The sequence below is a fragment of the Megasphaera intestinihominis genome (assembly GCF_040096415.1).
In the GTDB taxonomy this organism is placed as follows: domain Bacteria; phylum Bacillota; class Negativicutes; order Veillonellales; family Megasphaeraceae; genus Megasphaera; species Megasphaera intestinihominis.
The window spans coordinates 1-16,376 of record NZ_JBBMEU010000049.1; the positions used below are offsets into that span (position 1 = coordinate 1).

General features: G+C 56.5%; 13 protein-coding genes. 10 read left to right on the forward strand and 3 right to left on the reverse strand.

Annotated features, from left to right (window positions below; genetic code table 11):
- Positions 1-147: 147 nt before the first annotated feature.
- Positions 148-837, reverse strand: a complete 690-nt coding sequence (rnhA, locus tag WMO23_RS08380) for a ribonuclease HI (protein WP_296821058.1) — start codon at positions 835-837, stop codon at positions 148-150.
- A gap of 148 nt (positions 838-985) precedes the next feature.
- Here rnhA and WMO23_RS08385 point away from each other — a divergent pair, with 148 nt between their 5' ends.
- From WMO23_RS08385 to WMO23_RS08395, 3 genes are all read left to right on the forward strand, one after another.
- Complete coding sequence (locus WMO23_RS08385; protein ID WP_301877213.1) at positions 986-1,807, forward strand: 4Fe-4S binding protein; 822 nt, start codon at positions 986-988, stop codon at positions 1,805-1,807.
- A gap of 12 nt (positions 1,808-1,819) precedes the next feature.
- Entirely contained in the window at positions 1,820-2,851 is a 1,032-nt protein-coding gene (locus WMO23_RS08390; RefSeq protein ID WP_292106660.1) for an alpha-hydroxy-acid oxidizing protein, read from the forward strand.
- Positions 2,852-2,949: 98 nt separating this feature from the next.
- Positions 2,950-3,951: a VirK/YbjX family protein gene (locus WMO23_RS08395; RefSeq protein WP_020311263.1), complete on the forward strand. Its 1,002-nt coding sequence runs from the start codon at positions 2,950-2,952 to the stop codon at positions 3,949-3,951.
- A 238-nt stretch (positions 3,952-4,189) separates the two neighbouring features.
- Here the strand turns inward: WMO23_RS08395 and WMO23_RS08400 are convergent, their stop codons facing one another.
- Complete coding sequence (locus WMO23_RS08400) at positions 4,190-5,824, reverse strand: ABC transporter ATP-binding protein (RefSeq protein ID WP_020311264.1); 1,635 nt, start codon at positions 5,822-5,824, stop codon at positions 4,190-4,192.
- A complete protein-coding gene (locus tag WMO23_RS08405) occupies positions 5,817-7,556 on the reverse strand; it encodes an ABC transporter ATP-binding protein (RefSeq protein WP_349173772.1) in 1,740 nt (579 codons plus the stop codon). Before WMO23_RS08405 ends, WMO23_RS08400 begins: the two co-directional genes overlap by 8 nt.
- A gap of 380 nt (positions 7,557-7,936) precedes the next feature.
- Between WMO23_RS08405 and WMO23_RS08410 the strand changes: the two genes are divergently transcribed.
- The 7 genes from WMO23_RS08410 (at position 7,937) to WMO23_RS08440 (ending at position 16,151) form a co-directional block, all read left to right on the forward strand.
- Positions 7,937-8,392, forward strand: coding sequence for a CtsR family transcriptional regulator (locus tag WMO23_RS08410; protein ID WP_014016302.1), 456 nt, complete (start codon positions 7,937-7,939; stop codon positions 8,390-8,392).
- 23 nt (positions 8,393-8,415) lie between these two features.
- Entirely contained in the window at positions 8,416-8,931 is a 516-nt protein-coding gene (locus tag WMO23_RS08415; protein WP_302755815.1) for a UvrB/UvrC motif-containing protein, read from the forward strand.
- Positions 8,932-8,934: 3 nt separating this feature from the next.
- Positions 8,935-9,999: an ATP--guanido phosphotransferase gene (locus WMO23_RS08420; protein ID WP_020311268.1), complete on the forward strand. Its 1,065-nt coding sequence runs from the start codon at positions 8,935-8,937 to the stop codon at positions 9,997-9,999.
- A 9-nt stretch (positions 10,000-10,008) separates the two neighbouring features.
- Positions 10,009-12,438 (forward strand): ATP-dependent Clp protease ATP-binding subunit, encoded by a 2,430-nt coding sequence (locus tag WMO23_RS08425; RefSeq protein ID WP_275450464.1) that lies wholly within the window; start codon positions 10,009-10,011, stop codon positions 12,436-12,438.
- A 9-nt stretch (positions 12,439-12,447) separates the two neighbouring features.
- Entirely contained in the window at positions 12,448-13,827 is a 1,380-nt protein-coding gene (radA, locus tag WMO23_RS08430; RefSeq protein WP_292106650.1) for a DNA repair protein RadA, read from the forward strand.
- Positions 13,828-14,304: 477 nt separating this feature from the next.
- Positions 14,305-14,634, forward strand: a complete 330-nt coding sequence (locus WMO23_RS08435) for a 7(1) septoil knot domain-containing protein (RefSeq protein WP_020311271.1) — start codon at positions 14,305-14,307, stop codon at positions 14,632-14,634.
- A gap of 257 nt (positions 14,635-14,891) precedes the next feature.
- Positions 14,892-16,151, forward strand: a complete 1,260-nt coding sequence (locus WMO23_RS08440) for an AAA family ATPase (RefSeq protein ID WP_036201247.1) — start codon at positions 14,892-14,894, stop codon at positions 16,149-16,151.
- Positions 16,152-16,376: the final 225 nt, after the last annotated feature.

Here is a 16,376-nt window from a genome sequence, read left to right on the forward strand (position 1 = left end):
TTCAATAAGAAGAAATTTGTAAACGATGTGCTTGCATAAAGTGTAAAGGATGTCCTTGCACAAAATGTAAACGATGTTATTCTTGACACACGTGGCGCCCCTACAGTAAAAACGAATCACTAGCCACTCATAGCTAGTGATTCGTTTTTATTTATACTTTACGGCCTGGGCTTTGGCCAGCTGGTCGCAGCGCTCGTTGAGTTCGACGCCGACGTGGCCTTTGACCCAGTGGAAGGTGACGTCGTGGGCGGCGTAGAGCTTGTCCAGTTCGACCCAGTAAGCCTGGTTGAGGACGGGCTGGCCGTCGGCTTTCTTCCAGCCCCGGCGCTTCCAGCCGGCGACCCATTTGGTGATGCCGTTCTTGAGGTACTGGCTGTCTGTGTACAAGGCGACTTTCGTGCCTTCCGGTGCAAAGCGCAGGGCCATGATGGCTGCCAGGAGCTCCATGCGGTTGTTCGTCGTCGACGGATTGCCGTCGCATAGTTCCGTCACTTCGCCAGTAGCGACGTTGCAGGCGACGACGGCCCAGCCACCGGGGCCATCGGGGTTGCGCAGGCATGAGCCATCGGTATAGATGACGAAATCCTGTTCTTCGTCAGGCCGCAAGGGCTGGGACGGCGCCGCGGTCTTTGCCGTCTGGCGGGACTTTTTAGGAGCTTCTGTCCTTTTCGGCGCCGTCGTTTCTTCGCCATTGAGCCATTTCCAGGCTTCCGTCGCATCGGTGAAGCTCTTGAAGCGGGCTCCCGGGAAGCCGTCCACTTGTTTTTTGCAGTCTGCCCAGGACAGGAACAGACCGGTCGTGCGGCCGCGCCGTACGGCATATATTTTCTTTTGCATAGGACACCTCGTTTTTATAGTAAAATCATACTGTATTCTAACACAAAAGGGAAAAAGAAAACAGACGCGAACTATGACTTTCGCGCCTGTTTGGTATATAATATAAGCAAAAGATGCGGCCGGATTTTTTATAATCGAGGTGGTCTTTATGCATATCCAACACGTGTATGCCGTTTATTTCAGCCCCACTGGGAATACCAGGCGCATCGTCTGTCAAGGTGCTTCCGAAGCGGCGCGGCTCTTCCAGGTACCGTGCCGGGCTATTTCCCTGAACCTGCCGAAGGACCGGGAAATGGTGCATACTTTTTCAGCTGGTGACCTGGTCATCGTCGGTGGTCCAACGTATGCCGGGAAACTGCCCAATAAGATTTTGCCGACATATCAGGAAAAACTCATCGGCAAGGGCGCCCTGGCCCTGGCTGTCGTGACCTATGGCAACCGGTCTTTCGATAATTCCCTGGCCGAGCTCTGTGCGACACTCGACGGCAACGGCTTCCGTACCGTCGCAGCCGGGGCTTTCGTCGGGCCCCATGCTTTTTCTGATGTCCTGGCCCCTGACCGGCCCGATAAGGACGACCTGGCCCTCATGGTCCGCCTGACGGACATGGCCGTATCGAAAATCCGTCAGACCGATGGCATGGTACCGCGTCTCGTCGTCGATGGTGATGCCAGGGCTCCGTATTACGTCCCGAAAGGCGTCGACGGCCAGCCGGCCAAGTTCCTCAAAGCCAAGCCCAAGACAGACCTGGAAAAATGCGTATCCTGCGGCCTCTGCGCCCGCCAGTGTCCCATGGGCTCCATCGACCCGGACCAGCCGTCCGTCGTCAATGGCATCTGCATCAAGTGCCAGCGCTGCGTGCGCAACTGCCCGCATGGCGCCAAGTATTTCGACGACCCTGCCTTTTTATCCCATGTCAAGATGTTAGAGACGACCTATCAGGGCCGGGCTGACAATAAAATATTTATTTAGGAAGTGATTATCATGGATTTACAAGAAGTAAGGAACAAAGCACGCGAAAAAATGAAAGGCTGCCATGTCTGTCCCCTGTGCAACGGCAAAGCCTGCGTCGGCATGATTCCCGGTTTCGGCGGCCTGCGCACGGGACGGTCTTTCATGCGTAACGTCGAAGCGCTCCAGGAATACGGCCTGGTCATGCGCAGCATGTCTGGCGTCGACGACCCGGATACGGCTGTGACCCTTATGGGAAAACGGCTCAGTATGCCGGTACTCCTGGCGCCGGTCGGCGGCATCGTCCTCAATGCCCAGGTAGACGGCGACCCGGCGGAAGTAGAACAAGAGTATGACGAAGCCGTCACTCAGGCAGCCCTGGATGTGGGTACGCTGTGCTTTACCGGTGACAGCGGTGCTCCGTATATGTATTCATCCGGCATTGCATCTTGTAAGAAACGGCCGGGCATCGTCATCCCGACTATCAAGCCCCGCAGCAACGACCAGATCATCGAGAAAGCCCATCAGGCCGAAGAAGCCGGCGCTTTTGCCGTTGCCAGCGACATCGATGCGGCGACGCTGATTAACATGCGGATTTTCGGTCAGCCCGTAGGGCCCAAGAGTGCCCGTGACATTGCCGAAGTCGTCCAGGCTATCAAACTGCCCTTCATCGTCAAAGGCGTCATGTCGGCCGAAGAAGCCGTCTCCTGTGCCGAAGCCGGTGCCCAAGGCATCGTCGTCAGCAACCACGGCGGCCGCGTCCTCGACGGCATGGCCGGTACGGCCGATGTCCTGCCTGATATCGCCGCAGCCGTCAAAGGGCGGATCACCATTTTCGTCGATGGCGGTATCCGTCACGGCGAAGACATCCTCAAGATGCTGGCCCTCGGCGCCGACGCCGTCCTCATCGGCAGACCGGCTGCCGTCGCTGCTGTCGGAGGTGGGGCCGAAGGGGTCAAACTCCTCCTGGATACGCTCAAACGCCAGCTCATGGATGCCATGATGATCACCGGCGTCCGCGATTTGTCCCATGTCCCGGCGAATATCGTGCGGAAGCTGGATTAGATAGAAGCTAGCCACTGGCCACGCATCCCACATTGACAGCCTGCTTGTCTTGCCCGTATAATAGTACTATTAGCTTTGTACTTGATAGGAGGTATTCCATGCACAGCATTTCCTATTTCTGGCACTTATCGCGCCTTATATACGGGCCCCGGAATTTCCAGGAAAACAAGCGGGCTGTCGTTTTTTTTGCCCGTGCCGTGTCCAACCGGGCTTTATTTGAAGAGCTCTACGATTTCTTTGACCATTATGAACCGATGAAGGGCTTCTTGGAGCAGCATGACCCGGATTTCCAGGAAGTCATGACCCGCGTCTTCTTGTTCAAGAATTCGACCATGCGCCAGCGTCTCGATGCCTTGAAACATCATTTCACTATCTTGCGGACTTTCTTTTCTGACGAGGTCATCCACGAACTCTACTGGGGGAACGGCTATACCCTGTGGACTTCGCCGGACGAATCGCTGCCCCTGGAAGCGCGGCTCATCTTCGATACGGGCCAGCGCAAGGAAGGCTTCTTGTCGCTCTACCTCTATCATGAAGGCCAGATGATCTATCATTTCAATTTTCGTTTCGATTACAATGTTGACGGGACGCCGTCCGTGTACATCGGCACCATCCAGGGCTCAAAGCACGGCCTGGAAACGACCAAGGTCCTGACCAAGAAGCTCTTTGGCTATCGGCCGAAGAATTTCATCCTCTATCTCATGCGCATCTTCGTCCAGACCTTGGGCATCCATGACATATATGTCATCACGGACGAAGGCTTCTATACCAACAGCCATATGCTGCGCGGCAACCGCTCGAAGAAGACCAATTTCAATGAATTCTGGATCGGCGAAGGAGCCGCACCGGATGGCAAGGAACCGTGGTATTACCACCTGCCTATCGAAGAAAGACGGCGCAAATACGGCGAAATCAAGTCGCAGAAGCGCAACCTTTTCCGCAAGCGCTATCTCCTCATGGACACCATCATCCCGCCGTACATCGCTGCCATCAAGGCCCTGTTCCGCCAGGGCTTCGACCCGGTACCGTCGGCCATCGACGAAGCATCCATTACGGACAAACCGGCTGATTACGACCCTATCGAAGCACCGGCGAAATAGTGAATGGTGATCCGTGGGAGGCTGTCGCACGAAGGCTTCTACCATCATGCGCGGCCCCGTTTACTTTATAGTTTGTAGTACAGAGTTTGTAGTTTGCAGAGAAAACCTTTAAATTTAAACCCATCCGCTAACCACTAACAACTAGCCACTAGCCACTTAAAAAGCGCTGTCTTCATGCGACAGCGCTTTCTTTTTTTTGCAATCAGCGGTCTGCGGATTGCGACAAACGACGAACGACCTACGCTTCTGTTTCTCCGATGACGACGCGGCGGCCGCCCTGGGCTTCGTAGAGGCGATGGGAGATGGAGAGGACCGTCCGGTCTTTGGCGGCGGCCTGCAGGGCCTGCAGGACCTGGCTTTCTGTCAGGGAATCGAGATTGGCCGTGATTTCATCGAACAAGAGAATCTGCGGGTTCATGACGACGGCCCGGGCGATGGACAGGAGCTGGCTCTGGCCGCGGGAAAAGAGTTCCGGCCGGAAGGGCGTGTCCAGTCCCTGGGGCAGGGCACAGCACGTATCCCACAGACCGACGAGGTGCAGGGCTTTTTCCATGGCGCCTGCTGTGACCCGCGGGTCCTTGAGGCTGATTTGGTCGGCGACGGTACCGCTGATGGCGTGGAACTGCTGCTCGACGTAGCCGAAGACCTGGCGCCGGACAGCAGGGGCCAGCCGGGACGGGTCGCAGCCAAAGATGCGGACCTGGCCTTCCCGGGGCTGGTAGAGGCCGAGGATGAGTTTGAAGAGGGTGCTCTTGCCGGCGCCGGTACGGCCGGTGATGGTGACCATTTCCCCGGCGGCGACGGTGAGCGAAAAGTGGCGGAAAATATCTTTTTCCCGGCCATAGCCAAAGGCGGCATCGTCGATGACCAGTGGTGCCGCTGCTGCGTCAGGGACTTCCGGTTCTTTTCGTTCCTGGATGGGTTCGGCAAAGAAGTCCTTCAGGCGGCCGATACCGGCGACGGCAGACTGGATGTTCTGGATTTCCATGCCGATGCTTTCTAAGGGCGAGAAGATGCGGCGCACATAGGCGATGAGGGCGACGACGCTGCCGACGGTCATGCCGAAGATTTCCTGCAGGGACGGACTGCTGACGGACAGGGCCATCATCAGGCAGATGATGACCGTGCAGCTGGTGATGATGATCGGCGAATAGATGGAGTCACAGAAATTGCTCCGTTCCATGGCGTCGAAACTGGCCCGGATCGTCCGGCCATAGCGCTGTCGCAGGTAGCGTTCCTGCTGGCACGTGTGAATCGTGCGGATATTATGGACCGTTTCCGGAATGAGTTCGTTCGTCCGGCCTACGGCGATGCGGTTGTCCCGCTGGGCCTGGAGCATGCGCTTCTGGAAATAGCGGGTCAGGATAAACAAGAGGGGCAGGCAGATACAGAGCAATATGCCCAGGCCCAGACTCAGGTGGAAGACGACGACGAGGATGCTGAGAATCGTGAAGGCATCGGCAATCATGCTGACGACGCCGGAATCGAAGAGGTTTTCCAGGGTATCGACGTCGTTGACGAAGAGCGATGTGACAGCGCCGGCTTCATGGCTGACGAAGTACGCCGCCGGCAATTCGTCGAGGCGCTGGCACATGGCTGAGCGCAGGCCGTGGGTGATTTTCTGGCCGAAGACGGTGATCAGCGTCTCCTTGAGGGCATCGACGAGGCCGCTGCCGGCATTGAGGGCAAAGTAGAGGATGCCTGCCGTCAGCAGGGGATAGGCGCTGAACGAGCCGCTGACCAGGCTGTCGACGATGTATTGCAGGATGAGGGGCGGCGTGACGCCCACGGCGATGGACGCGATGATGGCTGCGATGAGGATCACCAGGAGCAGGCCGTTCTTTTTCAGGGTCTGCCAGAAAATATTACGCATGGTGGGCACCTCCCTGGGCATGCTGCAGGTCATAGAGATTCCGGTAGGCCGGACAGGATGCATATAGAGCTTCGTGCGTGGCGACGACGCTGGTCCCGTCCCCGTTGAGCCAGATGACCTGGTCCAGATTGGGGAAGAGGCTCAGGCGGTGCGAGATGAGGAGGATGATGCGGTCGCTGTAATCCTGGCGCAGGCTGGTGAAAATCTTCCGTTCTGTCGCCATGTCGACGGCGGCAAAAGGGTCGTCGAGGATGAGGAGCGGCCGCGGATGGAACAGGGACCGGGCCAGGGCGATACGGGCCTGCTGGCCGCCGGACAAGCGCTGGCCGCTTTCGCCGATGGGCGTCTCTATCCCCATCGGAAAGGTAGCGCAGTCCTCATCCATGCAGACCTTTTTCAGGACCGGGGCGATGTCACCGGACAGGCCGAGGCGGATGTTCTCTTCGACGGTAGCCGCAAAGAGTTCCGCGTCGTGGCCGCAGTAGCCGACGATGCCGTCTGGCGCCGTGTGGCCGTTGCCCAGTTCCTTGGCGCCAAAGAAAATCTGGCCGCCGTGCGGGTTTTCACAGAGGAAGGCCTGGCCCAGCGTCGATTTGCCGCAGGCGACAGGCCCGGTGATGCCGATGATAGTACCGGGACGGGCCGAGAAGGAGAGGTCCTGGAAAATAGGGCCGTCACTGCCGGGATAGGTGAAGGACAGGTGGCGGACCGTCAGGGCTGCCGGGGCTGCCGGCGGTACGGGATCGGGCAGTTCCGTTGCCGCCTGGAGATGGGGCTGGATGCGCTGCCACGAAACCTGGGCTTTCTGGATGGCGTTGAACAATTTTGCCGCATGGGATGATTTCGTCGCCAGCTTGATGAAACAGGCCAGGTACGTCGAGAAAGCGGCGATATCCCAGCTTTCCCAACCCGTTCCCAGGACGTTGCGGCCGCCGAACCAGATGACCAGCATCGTGCCGATCATGGCGATGACTTTGTAAATCGGCTGGAGTGTATTTTCCCAGAGATTGGCCAGGATCATCTTCTTTTCATAGTCAGCCAGGTAGCCTTCATACCGCTGGTCCTGTATGGCTTCTTCGCCGTAGACGCGGTACGTCAGGGCGTTGCTGATGCGGTCCAGGGTCATGCCCGACAGGGCGCCGCTGCTTTCTTTGCTGCGGGCCGCCGTCACGGCGACCAGGCGGCGCAGGCTGTTGGCCAGGGCATAGGCGATGGGCGGGAAGACGAGGACGCACAGCGTCAGGCGCCAGTCGTACCAGACGAGCATGACCACATAGGCCGCCATGACGACGCCGGTATCGAAGATTTCCGTCGTGAACTTGCGCATCCCTTCGACGCAGGTGTCGATGTCGGAAATGACTTTGGTCATCAAGGCACCCGTATCGGCCTGCTCCATGTCCCGCTTCGGCGTCTGGACCAGGTGTTGGTAAAGCCGGTCTTTCATGGAAAGGCTGATGTTGTTGGCGAACTTCCGGACGTACAGGCGCTTGACATAGCGGGCGCCCTGGACGCCGAGGATGACCAGGGCGTAACAGAGACAGAGGGCGTACATATCCGCTGCCGTCCGGGTACCGCCGAAAATATCATAGAGGTATTGGGCCAGCTGCCCGTCGAACCAGGGGCCGGCAATCATGCCGACATTGTATAAGATACCGCTCAGCGTGACGATGAGCAGCAATTTCTTTTCATGGTAAAAATAATAACGGACCGAACCCGGGCCGAATCGTTTCAATGGGAACACCTCACATTTGATGATCATAGTTCATATATCATACACTATTATGGGCCTTTGTACAACAGGACGCAGGCAGGGTGCCGTTCATCGTTCGTCGTAGGACTATCGCATGAAGATTTCTGCCATCATGCAAGGTACCTTTCAATTTATAGTTTGTAGCATGGAGTTTGTAGAAAACCACTCACTAAAAACTACAAACTGCAAACTTAAAGCTCAAAAAGGCGTTGTTTTCATGTAACAGCGCCTTTTTTTCGAATGAGACTATTGCCTATATGATGGGAAATGGGGACAGGCCTCTTGCGTAAAGTCAAAAAGACGAATATAATAGAGTTGTATGAAAGTCAAAAAGGAAAATATATTTTTACGGGGTGATTATGATGAGTGTATTAGCGGATAAGATTGAACAATTCATTTTACATAAATTGTTAGAAGAAGACAATTCAGACATTGTATTGCGCCGTAATGAGCTGGCCGACGAACTGCAATGCGCTCCGTCCCAGATCAGCTACGTCCTGAGCACGCGTTTTTCCAACGACAAGGGCTATCTGGTCGAATCGCGGCGCGGGTCCGGTGGATTCGTCCGCATCATCAAGCTGACGCCGAAGAAGCAGGACCGCACGCCGGTCCTCCTGCACGAACGGCTGCCGGCCGTCAGCATTTCCATGGAAGACCTGGATGCCCTGCTGTACCAGCTCCTCAAGCGGCGCAGCCTGACCAACAACGAAGCGGTCATCCTACACTTGACTTTTGAATCCCTCTATCGCCGCATCGACGATGAAGGGACGCGCCTGCTGGTCATCAGCGACATTTTGAAGAACCTCAATCTCCATTGAGTGATAGAAAGGACGTGAGGGCTATGTTATGTGATGCCTGTAAGAAAAGAGAGGCTGTTGTCCATATCGTCAAGATCGAGAACGGGCGGCGCACGGATTTGCACCTGTGTGCAGCCTGTGCCAAGAAACAGACCAATTTTTCTAATTTCAGAGATTTGAATATCATTGATAACGACTTTTTCCGCAAGATGGCCTACCCGGACTACCAGGGACGCAGCGGCGACGAACCGCGCTGTGCCAGCTGCGGTATGACCTACAGCGAATTCAACCGCCTCGGGAAGTTCGGCTGCCCCGACTGCTACGAAGCCTTCAAGGAAGAAATTCCGCCGCTCCTGCGCCGCATCCACGGCCACAGCAAGCACGTCGGCAAGGTGCCCAACCGCGGTACCGGCGTCTTCCGGACGGCGACACACGTCAAACGCCTGCACCAGCACCTGCAGAAACTGGTCCAGGAAGAACGCTATGAAGAAGCGGCGAAAGTCCGCGATGAGATCCGCGCCCTCCAGCGTCAGCTGCCGGATGGCGGAAAGGGGGAATAAGCCATGGTCCACGATATGCTCCAGCAGCCGCTCTGCCCCTGGCAGGACGGCACGGGAAACTTCAACGATATCGTCATCGACAGCCGCGTCCGCCTGGACCGGAACCTGAAGAAATACGTCTTTCCCGATAAGGCGTCGGATACGGAACTGGCCGCCGTCCTCGAAGAGGGCAAACGCCAGATTGGTACCCTCGATACCTTGGGCCATGGGCGCTATACCTTCATCGGCCTCGACGAATTGTCGCCGCTGGAACGGGAAATGCTGGCAGTGAAACATTTTTCCTCGGCCAGTCATATCGAACAGCCCAAGCACCGGGGCCTCCTGCTCCGTGAAGACGGGGCCGTGTCGATCATGATCAATGAAGAAGACCATTTCTGCATCCAGACGGCAGCACCTGGTTTCGACCTCCAGCGCGTCTGGGACCAGGCGGCCCAGGTCGACGATGCCCTGGAAAGCCACCTGGATTTCGCCTTCCGCGACGATTTCGGTTACCTCACGGCCAGTCCGTCCCTGACCGGTACGGGCCTGACCGTCGGCGTGACCATCCACGTCCCGGCCCTGATCCTCATGAAGCGGTTCAACCGCATCGTCCAGGGCATTACTAAATTCGGCTTCACCGTATCCGGGATGTACGGCGAACGCAATGAATGTATCGGCAACATCTTCCAGATCACCAATCAGATTACCCTGGGAGTGACCGAAACAGATATCCTCGACCAGCTGCGCAAAATCGTCACCCAGATTGTCCAGGAAGAACAGAATTGCCGCAGCCTGGTCTGGGACCACAATGAAAATACATTAAAAGATAAATGGCTGCGTACTTACGGCACCCTCAGCCGGGCATGGCTCCTGGCCGACCAGGAATCCCTGGCCCTGGCCAGCGACCTGCGTTTCGGCATCGACATGGGGGTCATCCCCGAAGGCCCTCTGGCTTATGAAGCCATCATGACCGTCGTCGAACCGGCTTATCTGCAGCTCAAGGCCGGGACCGAACTGAACGGGGAAGAGCTGGAACACCAGCGGGCTGAAGCCGTGCAGCAAGTACTCATTGCTTACCGGAGGAAGTGATTTCCCATGATGAACAATCGTCTCACCAATGACGCTAAAGCCGTCCTGCAGTATGCGCAGGAAGTGGCACAGAAATTCCACCATGATTACGTAGGGACCGAACATATCCTGCTCGGTCTCGTTCTCAATACAGACGGCATCGCCGGCCTGCTCCTCAACCAGCTGGGCCTGACGCCGGAAAACGTTACCCGTGCCATCGAACAGCATGTCGGCTGGGGCCAGGATTCGCCGACGAAGCTGCGCCTGACGCCGCGGACGAAGCGGGCTATGGAACTGGCCGTCCGTGAAGCCAACCGGCTGGAACAGAACTATGTCGGCACAGAACATATGCTGGCCGGCATCCTCGAAGAAGGGAGCGGCATGGCCGTCCAGATCCTGGAAGATATGGACATCGACTCGGACCTGGTCTCCCAGCGCCTGAGCGAGCTTATGAACGATCCGGCCGTCGAAGGCGGCGATGCCGTACCGTCCAAGAATGGCAGCGACTTGTCCCAGTTCGGCCGCGACCTTAATGAATGGGCCAAACAGGGGAAAATCGACCCGGTCATCGGCAGGGAAAAGGAAATCAGCCGCGTCATCCAGATCCTCAGCCGCCGGACCAAGAACAATCCGGTCCTCATCGGCGCCCCTGGCGTCGGCAAGACGGCCATCGCCGAAGGTCTGGCCCAGCGCATCATCACTGGCAATGTGCCCGACAGCCTGCTGGACAAGCGCATTTTCTCCCTCGATTTGGCCAGTATCGTTGCCGGTACCAAGTACCGTGGTGAATTTGAAGAACGGATCAAGCGCATCCTCGACACGATCGAAGAGGATGACTCGATCATCCTCTTCATCGACGAAATCCATCAGCTCATCGGAGCCGGTGCTGTCGAAGGCGCCATGGATGCGGCCAACATCCTCAAACCGGCCCTGGCCCGCGGCGATTTGCAGTGCATCGGCGCCACGACTATCGACGAATATAAGAAACACTTTGAAAAAGATGCCGCCCTGGCCCGCCGTTTCCAGCCCGTCCTGGTCGGCGAACCGACGGAAGACGATGCCATGGCTATCCTCTTCGGCCTGCGCGACCGCTACGAAGCCTTCCACAAGGCCCACATCACCGATGAAGCCGTAAAGGCTGCGGTCAAACTGTCGTCACGGTACATTTCCGACCGTTATCTGCCGGACAAGGCCATCGACGTCATGGACGAAGCGGCGGCCCGCGTCCGCATGAAGGTCTATGCGCCGTCCCATGAACTTCAGGACCTGGAACAGAAACTGGCCGACATCAATAAAGAAAAAGAAGCGGCCCTGGCTGGCGAAGACTTTGAAAAATGCGCGTCCCTCCGCGATGCCGGCAAGAAAGTATCGTCGGAAATCTCGGCCCTTCAGAAAGAAAAGAAGCAGCACGACGATGAAAAGCTCGTCGTTACGGAAAACGACATTGCCGACGTCGTATCCATGTGGACAGGCGTCCCGGTCCAACAGATTACGGAAACGGAATCGCAGCGCCTCCTCCATTTGGAAGCCGAACTGCACAAACGGGTCATCAGCCAGGACGATGCCGTCACGGCTGTGGCCAAAGCCGTCCGCCGGGCCCGCGCCGGCCTCAAGGATGCCAACCGGCCTATCGGTTCCTTCCTCTTCCTCGGCCCGTCCGGTGTCGGCAAGACCGAACTGGCCCGGACCCTGGCAGCCCAGCTCTTCGGCAGTGCTGACAACATGATACGCATCGACATGAGCGAATTCATGGAAAAATACAGCGTTTCCCGCCTGGTCGGCGCGCCTCCGGGCTACGTCGGCTATGAAGAAGGCGGCGAACTGACCGATGCCGTCCGGGAAAAGCCGTACAGCGTCATCCTCTTCGATGAAGTGGAAAAGGCCAGCAGCGACTTCTTCAACCTGCTCCTGCAGGTCCTCGACGAAGGCCGCCTGACCGATTCGAAAGGGCGGACTGTCGACTTCCGCAATACGGTCATCATCATGACCAGCAACCTCGGCGCATCGCATCTCAAGCCGTCGGGCCCGGTCATGGGCTTCTCGACGGGCGGCGACAGCGCCAAGGACCGGGAAGCATCTTTTGCAGTAGCCAAGAAGGAAATCATGGCCGATGTGAAACGCTTCTTCCGGCCGGAATTCCTCAACCGTATCGACGAAATCATCGTCTTCAAGCCGCTGGAACAGAAAGACCTGCGCCAGATCGTCGACATCCTGCTCAAGGACCTGACCAAGCGCCTCGGTGAAAAGGGTGTCGCCCTCGACTGGACAACGGCTGCCGACGACGTCCTGGTCGAGGAAGGGACGGACTTCGCCTATGGCGCCCGGCCGTTGAAGCGGGCTATCCAGAAGCTCGTCGAAGACCCGATTGCCGAAATGCTCCTCAGCAGCAGTGTCAAGGAAGGCAATACGATCCATGTCGACAGCCTGGACAAGAAGAAACTCGTCTTTACGACGGAGTAAGGAGCAGTCATGGCAAAGATAAAGACCCGTTACGTCTGCAGTAACTGCGGCAGCGTGTCCAGCCGCTGGCTCGGTCGCTGCCCGAAGTGCGGCGAATGGAATACCATGGTTGAAGAGACGGTCGCGCCGGAAGCGCCCAAAGCGGCACAGAGCATGGCTCGCAGCGGTCCGGCGTCGCAGGCGGCGTCCCTGGCGGATATCGCCATGGAAGACATGGCCCGCATGGAAACGGGCATTGGCGAACTGGACCGCGTCCTTGGCGGCGGCATCGTCCCAGGGGCGCTGATCCTGCTCAGCGGCGATCCGGGCATCGGCAAGTCGACGCTGGTCCTGCAGCTGGCCGCTGCCGTCTGTGACAAGAACGGCACCGTCCTCTACGGCTCTGGCGAAGAATCGGCGGGCCAGATCAAGATGCGCGCCCAGCGCCTGGGCATTTCCACGCCGGACTTGATCATCCAGGCCGATACATCCCTGGACCATATCCTCGACGAAGCCAAGAAGCGGCGGCCGGCCCTGCTGGTCGTCGATTCCATCCAGACCATGTACAGCCAGTCCGTCGAAGGGACGCCGGGCAGTCTGGCCCAGATACGCGAGAACACGAGCCGCCTCATGACCTTTGCCAAAAGCGAAGGCATCCCCATCGTCGTCATCGGCCACGTCACCAAGGACGGCGCCATTGCCGGGCCGCGCATGATGGAACACATGGTAGACGTGGTCCTCTACTTTGAAGGTGAACGGAACTACCAGTTCCGCATCCTGCGGGGCATCAAGAACCGCTTCGGCTCGACCAATGAATCGGGCCTGTTCACCATGACCAGCAGCGGCCTGTCGGAACTGGAGAACCCGTCTCAGCTGCTCCTGGCCGAACGGGCGGCCGACCAGGCCGGCTCAGCCGTAGCTGCCGTCCTGGATGGCATGCGGCCCATGCTTGGTGAAATCCAGGCCCTGACGGCCCATTCCGTCTTCGCCGTCCCGCGGCGGACGGCATCGGGCATGGACTATAACCGCCTGATCATCCTCCTGGCCGTCCTGGAAAAGCGCCTGGGCGTACCCCTGGGCAGCCAGGACGTCTACATCAACGTCGTCGGCGGCCTGCGCCTGACCGAAACGGCAGCCGACCTGCCCGTTGCCCTGGCCGTCTATTCCAGCCTGCGGGACATCTCCATGGACAGCCGGACCGTCGTCATGGGCGAAGTCGGCCTCACCGGCGATATCCGCCGCGTCCCCCAGGCCCTGCGCCGCGTCAAAGAAGCGGCCAAGATGGGCTTCAACGCCTTTATCCTGCCCAAAGGCAACCTGGAAGACATCGAAACAGACAAATTCCCGGACTGCCATTTCCTAGGCGTAGCCACCCTGCGCGAAGCCATCGAAAAGGCCTTCCGGAGATAACCTTATGCTACAAACTGCGAACTTAATACCCCGAAAGGCGCTGTCTTTATGCGACAGCGCCTTTTCGCTTGCCTTTTTTGAGTAAACCTGTTACGCTAATTTTAGTGGCTAGTGGCTAGTGGCTAGTGGCTAGTGGCTAGTGGCTAGTGATCCCCTGATAGGGGATCTGTCAGCGCAGCTGACTGAGAGGTTTTCAAGGCAACCTCTCCGGCCTTACGGCCACCTCCCCTATTATGGGAGGCATAATCCGCATGGGCCGTCTCAAGCCATTCTGGCCCATCAGGTGCCGGCCGATGAAGGGCGCAAGACGGTTGTCAGAACGGACAGCTGTAGCTGGCGGCCCGCCTGACCCGTAGGGGCGCCCACGTTGGGTGGCTGTTTTCCGGCTCCCCTGATAGGGGAGCTGTCAGCGAAGCTGACTGAGAGGTTGATGGCTGGCTGTTAACGATCACTATAACCGGAAAGGAGTGTATCATCATGCGAAAATGGATTCAGTTAGCTTTACTGGTTCTCTGCTTTTTCTGTCTCAGTGGAGCCGCCCTGGCTGCCTCGGCTGTCACGCCGGACGGCTATTTCAACGGCATCCGTCTGGCCGGCAAAGTCCGCGTCGTCGATTCCTTCCCGGATATCCGCGTCCAGGTCGTCAGCGCCTTCCCGGACCTGCGCGTCCAGACTGTCGACTATTTCCCCGATGACATCGGCCAATGGCAGTTCGTCGATTACGGCGAAGACTTCACAGTCCAATTCGTCGATTCCTTCCCGGACATCCGCATCCAGTTCGTCAACAGTTTCCCGGGAGTCCCCTAACTTAGTGAAGAGGTTATCCCCATAAAAATACGCGCGTTACAGTTGGTAGGCCACAAAAATACACGGCCAGCGGCTTTGTGCGTAGGGACCGTCCCAAGCCTTTTTGGCCCGTCAGGTGCCGACCGACGGAAGGCGCAGGACGGTTGCCAAAACGGACAGCTGTGGCTGGGCGGCCCGCTGTGCTATTCGGCCACAGCCTATGCACGTATAATGACAGGTTTTTTATTAGAAAGCAGGTGACAAAAGTGATTTGCAAAATGCCTATAGGAATAGATGATTTTGGGAAAATCCGTAATAAAGATTTCTATTTTGTGGATAAGACAGCATTTATTCGCCAACTCATCGATAGCCCCCGGGAAGTCACTTTGATTACGCGGCCGCGCCGCTTTGGCAAGACGTTGACAATGAGTATGCTGGAATATTTCTTTTCCATTGAAAAAGAAAGCCAGAGCCGTCATTTATTCGACCATCTGGCCATTGAACAAGCCGGGCCCGAATATATGGCTCAGCGTGGCCAGTATCCTGTCATTTTCCTTACACTTAAAGATATCCAAAATCCGTCTTGGACGACATGGGAACGGATGCTTTCCTTTATACGGCTGTTTTTAGCACAAGTCTATGATAGATATCGCTACATCCGTGAAAAGGCAGATATCAATGAAGTCCAAGCCCGCCTTTTTGATCACGTCGTCCAAGGACAGGCGACAGAAGACGAATTGGCCTTATCTTTGACCAATTTGATGGCTATGGTACAGAGTTACTATGGCCGAAAAGTTATTCTCCTTATCGATGAATACGATGCACCGATTCAACAGGCTTGGGAAAGCGGATATTATACCGGTTGTATCGGTTTCATGCGCCAATTTTTGAGCAGCGCCTTGAAAACGAACAACACCTTGGAATTTGCTGTCCTGACGGGCATTACCCGCATCTCTAAAGAAAGCATTTTCAGTGGCCTGAATAATCTGGATGTCTGTTCTGTTTTGCGCGATCAGTACGCCGAGGTCTTCGGATTTACGGAAGCAGAAATACAAGAACTCTTAGAAACCGTACATCATGGGGAAAAGCTTCCAGAATTAAAAAAATGGTATGATGGCTATCACATTGGCTGCGCAGAAATCTATAATCCCTGGTCCGTCATCAATTATGTGGCCCATGACTGCCAAGCCAGGCCTTATTGGGTCCGGACATCGGGAAACAGCCTTTTACGTCATCTCCTTTCTCATACGGATGAGTTACGGATTCAGATGATACAAAATCTGCTGCATGGCAAAGCCGTTCGCGTCACCTTAGATGACAGCCTCATCTATTCTGAAATAGACCAGGACCCGGGAGCCCTGTTCAATCTCCTGTTGACGACGGGCTATTTGACTGTCGAAAAGGTCTTATCCCTTAGCGATGACCGTTATGCATTAAGGATACCGAATGAGGAAATCCGCAAACTATACAGCACAGAAATCATGAATTCCTTAGGAAAAAATGTGACCAAGAATACCTTTGATGACCTGTTCGATTGAGCTAACGAAGCCTTACGACAAATTGAAACCAGGAATACATCACAGAGTTTCAAACCAGGGGAATCCATAACGTATGGAAATACGGGATTGCTTTTTATCACAGTTTCGCCAGAAGACTCTCCTCTTAGGTAGGGGCATCAATGGTGATGGGGCTGTAACAAAATGAGTTTTTTTGCTCATTTTGTTGCAGCCTTCCTTCTTTCCCATAACTAACACAATAGCTGG

Coding starts and splice junctions, on each gene's coding strand:
- rnhA (WP_296821058.1), bottom strand. CDS start 837: ATGCAAAAGAAAATATATGCCGTACGGCGCGGCCGCACGACCGGTCTG.
- WMO23_RS08385 (WP_301877213.1), top strand. CDS start 986: ATGCATATCCAACACGTGTATGCCGTTTATTTCAGCCCCACTGGGAAT.
- WMO23_RS08390 (WP_292106660.1), top strand. CDS start 1,820: ATGGATTTACAAGAAGTAAGGAACAAAGCACGCGAAAAAATGAAAGGC.
- WMO23_RS08395 (WP_020311263.1), top strand. CDS start 2,950: ATGCACAGCATTTCCTATTTCTGGCACTTATCGCGCCTTATATACGGG.
- WMO23_RS08400 (WP_020311264.1), bottom strand. CDS start 5,824: ATGCGTAATATTTTCTGGCAGACCCTGAAAAAGAACGGCCTGCTCCTG.
- WMO23_RS08410 (WP_014016302.1), top strand. CDS start 7,937: ATGAGTGTATTAGCGGATAAGATTGAACAATTCATTTTACATAAATTG.
- WMO23_RS08415 (WP_302755815.1), top strand. CDS start 8,416: ATGTTATGTGATGCCTGTAAGAAAAGAGAGGCTGTTGTCCATATCGTC.
- WMO23_RS08420 (WP_020311268.1), top strand. CDS start 8,935: ATGGTCCACGATATGCTCCAGCAGCCGCTCTGCCCCTGGCAGGACGGC.
- WMO23_RS08425 (WP_275450464.1), top strand. CDS start 10,009: ATGAACAATCGTCTCACCAATGACGCTAAAGCCGTCCTGCAGTATGCG.
- radA (WP_292106650.1), top strand. CDS start 12,448: ATGGCAAAGATAAAGACCCGTTACGTCTGCAGTAACTGCGGCAGCGTG.
- WMO23_RS08435 (WP_020311271.1), top strand. CDS start 14,305: ATGCGAAAATGGATTCAGTTAGCTTTACTGGTTCTCTGCTTTTTCTGT.
- WMO23_RS08440 (WP_036201247.1), top strand. CDS start 14,892: ATGCCTATAGGAATAGATGATTTTGGGAAAATCCGTAATAAAGATTTC.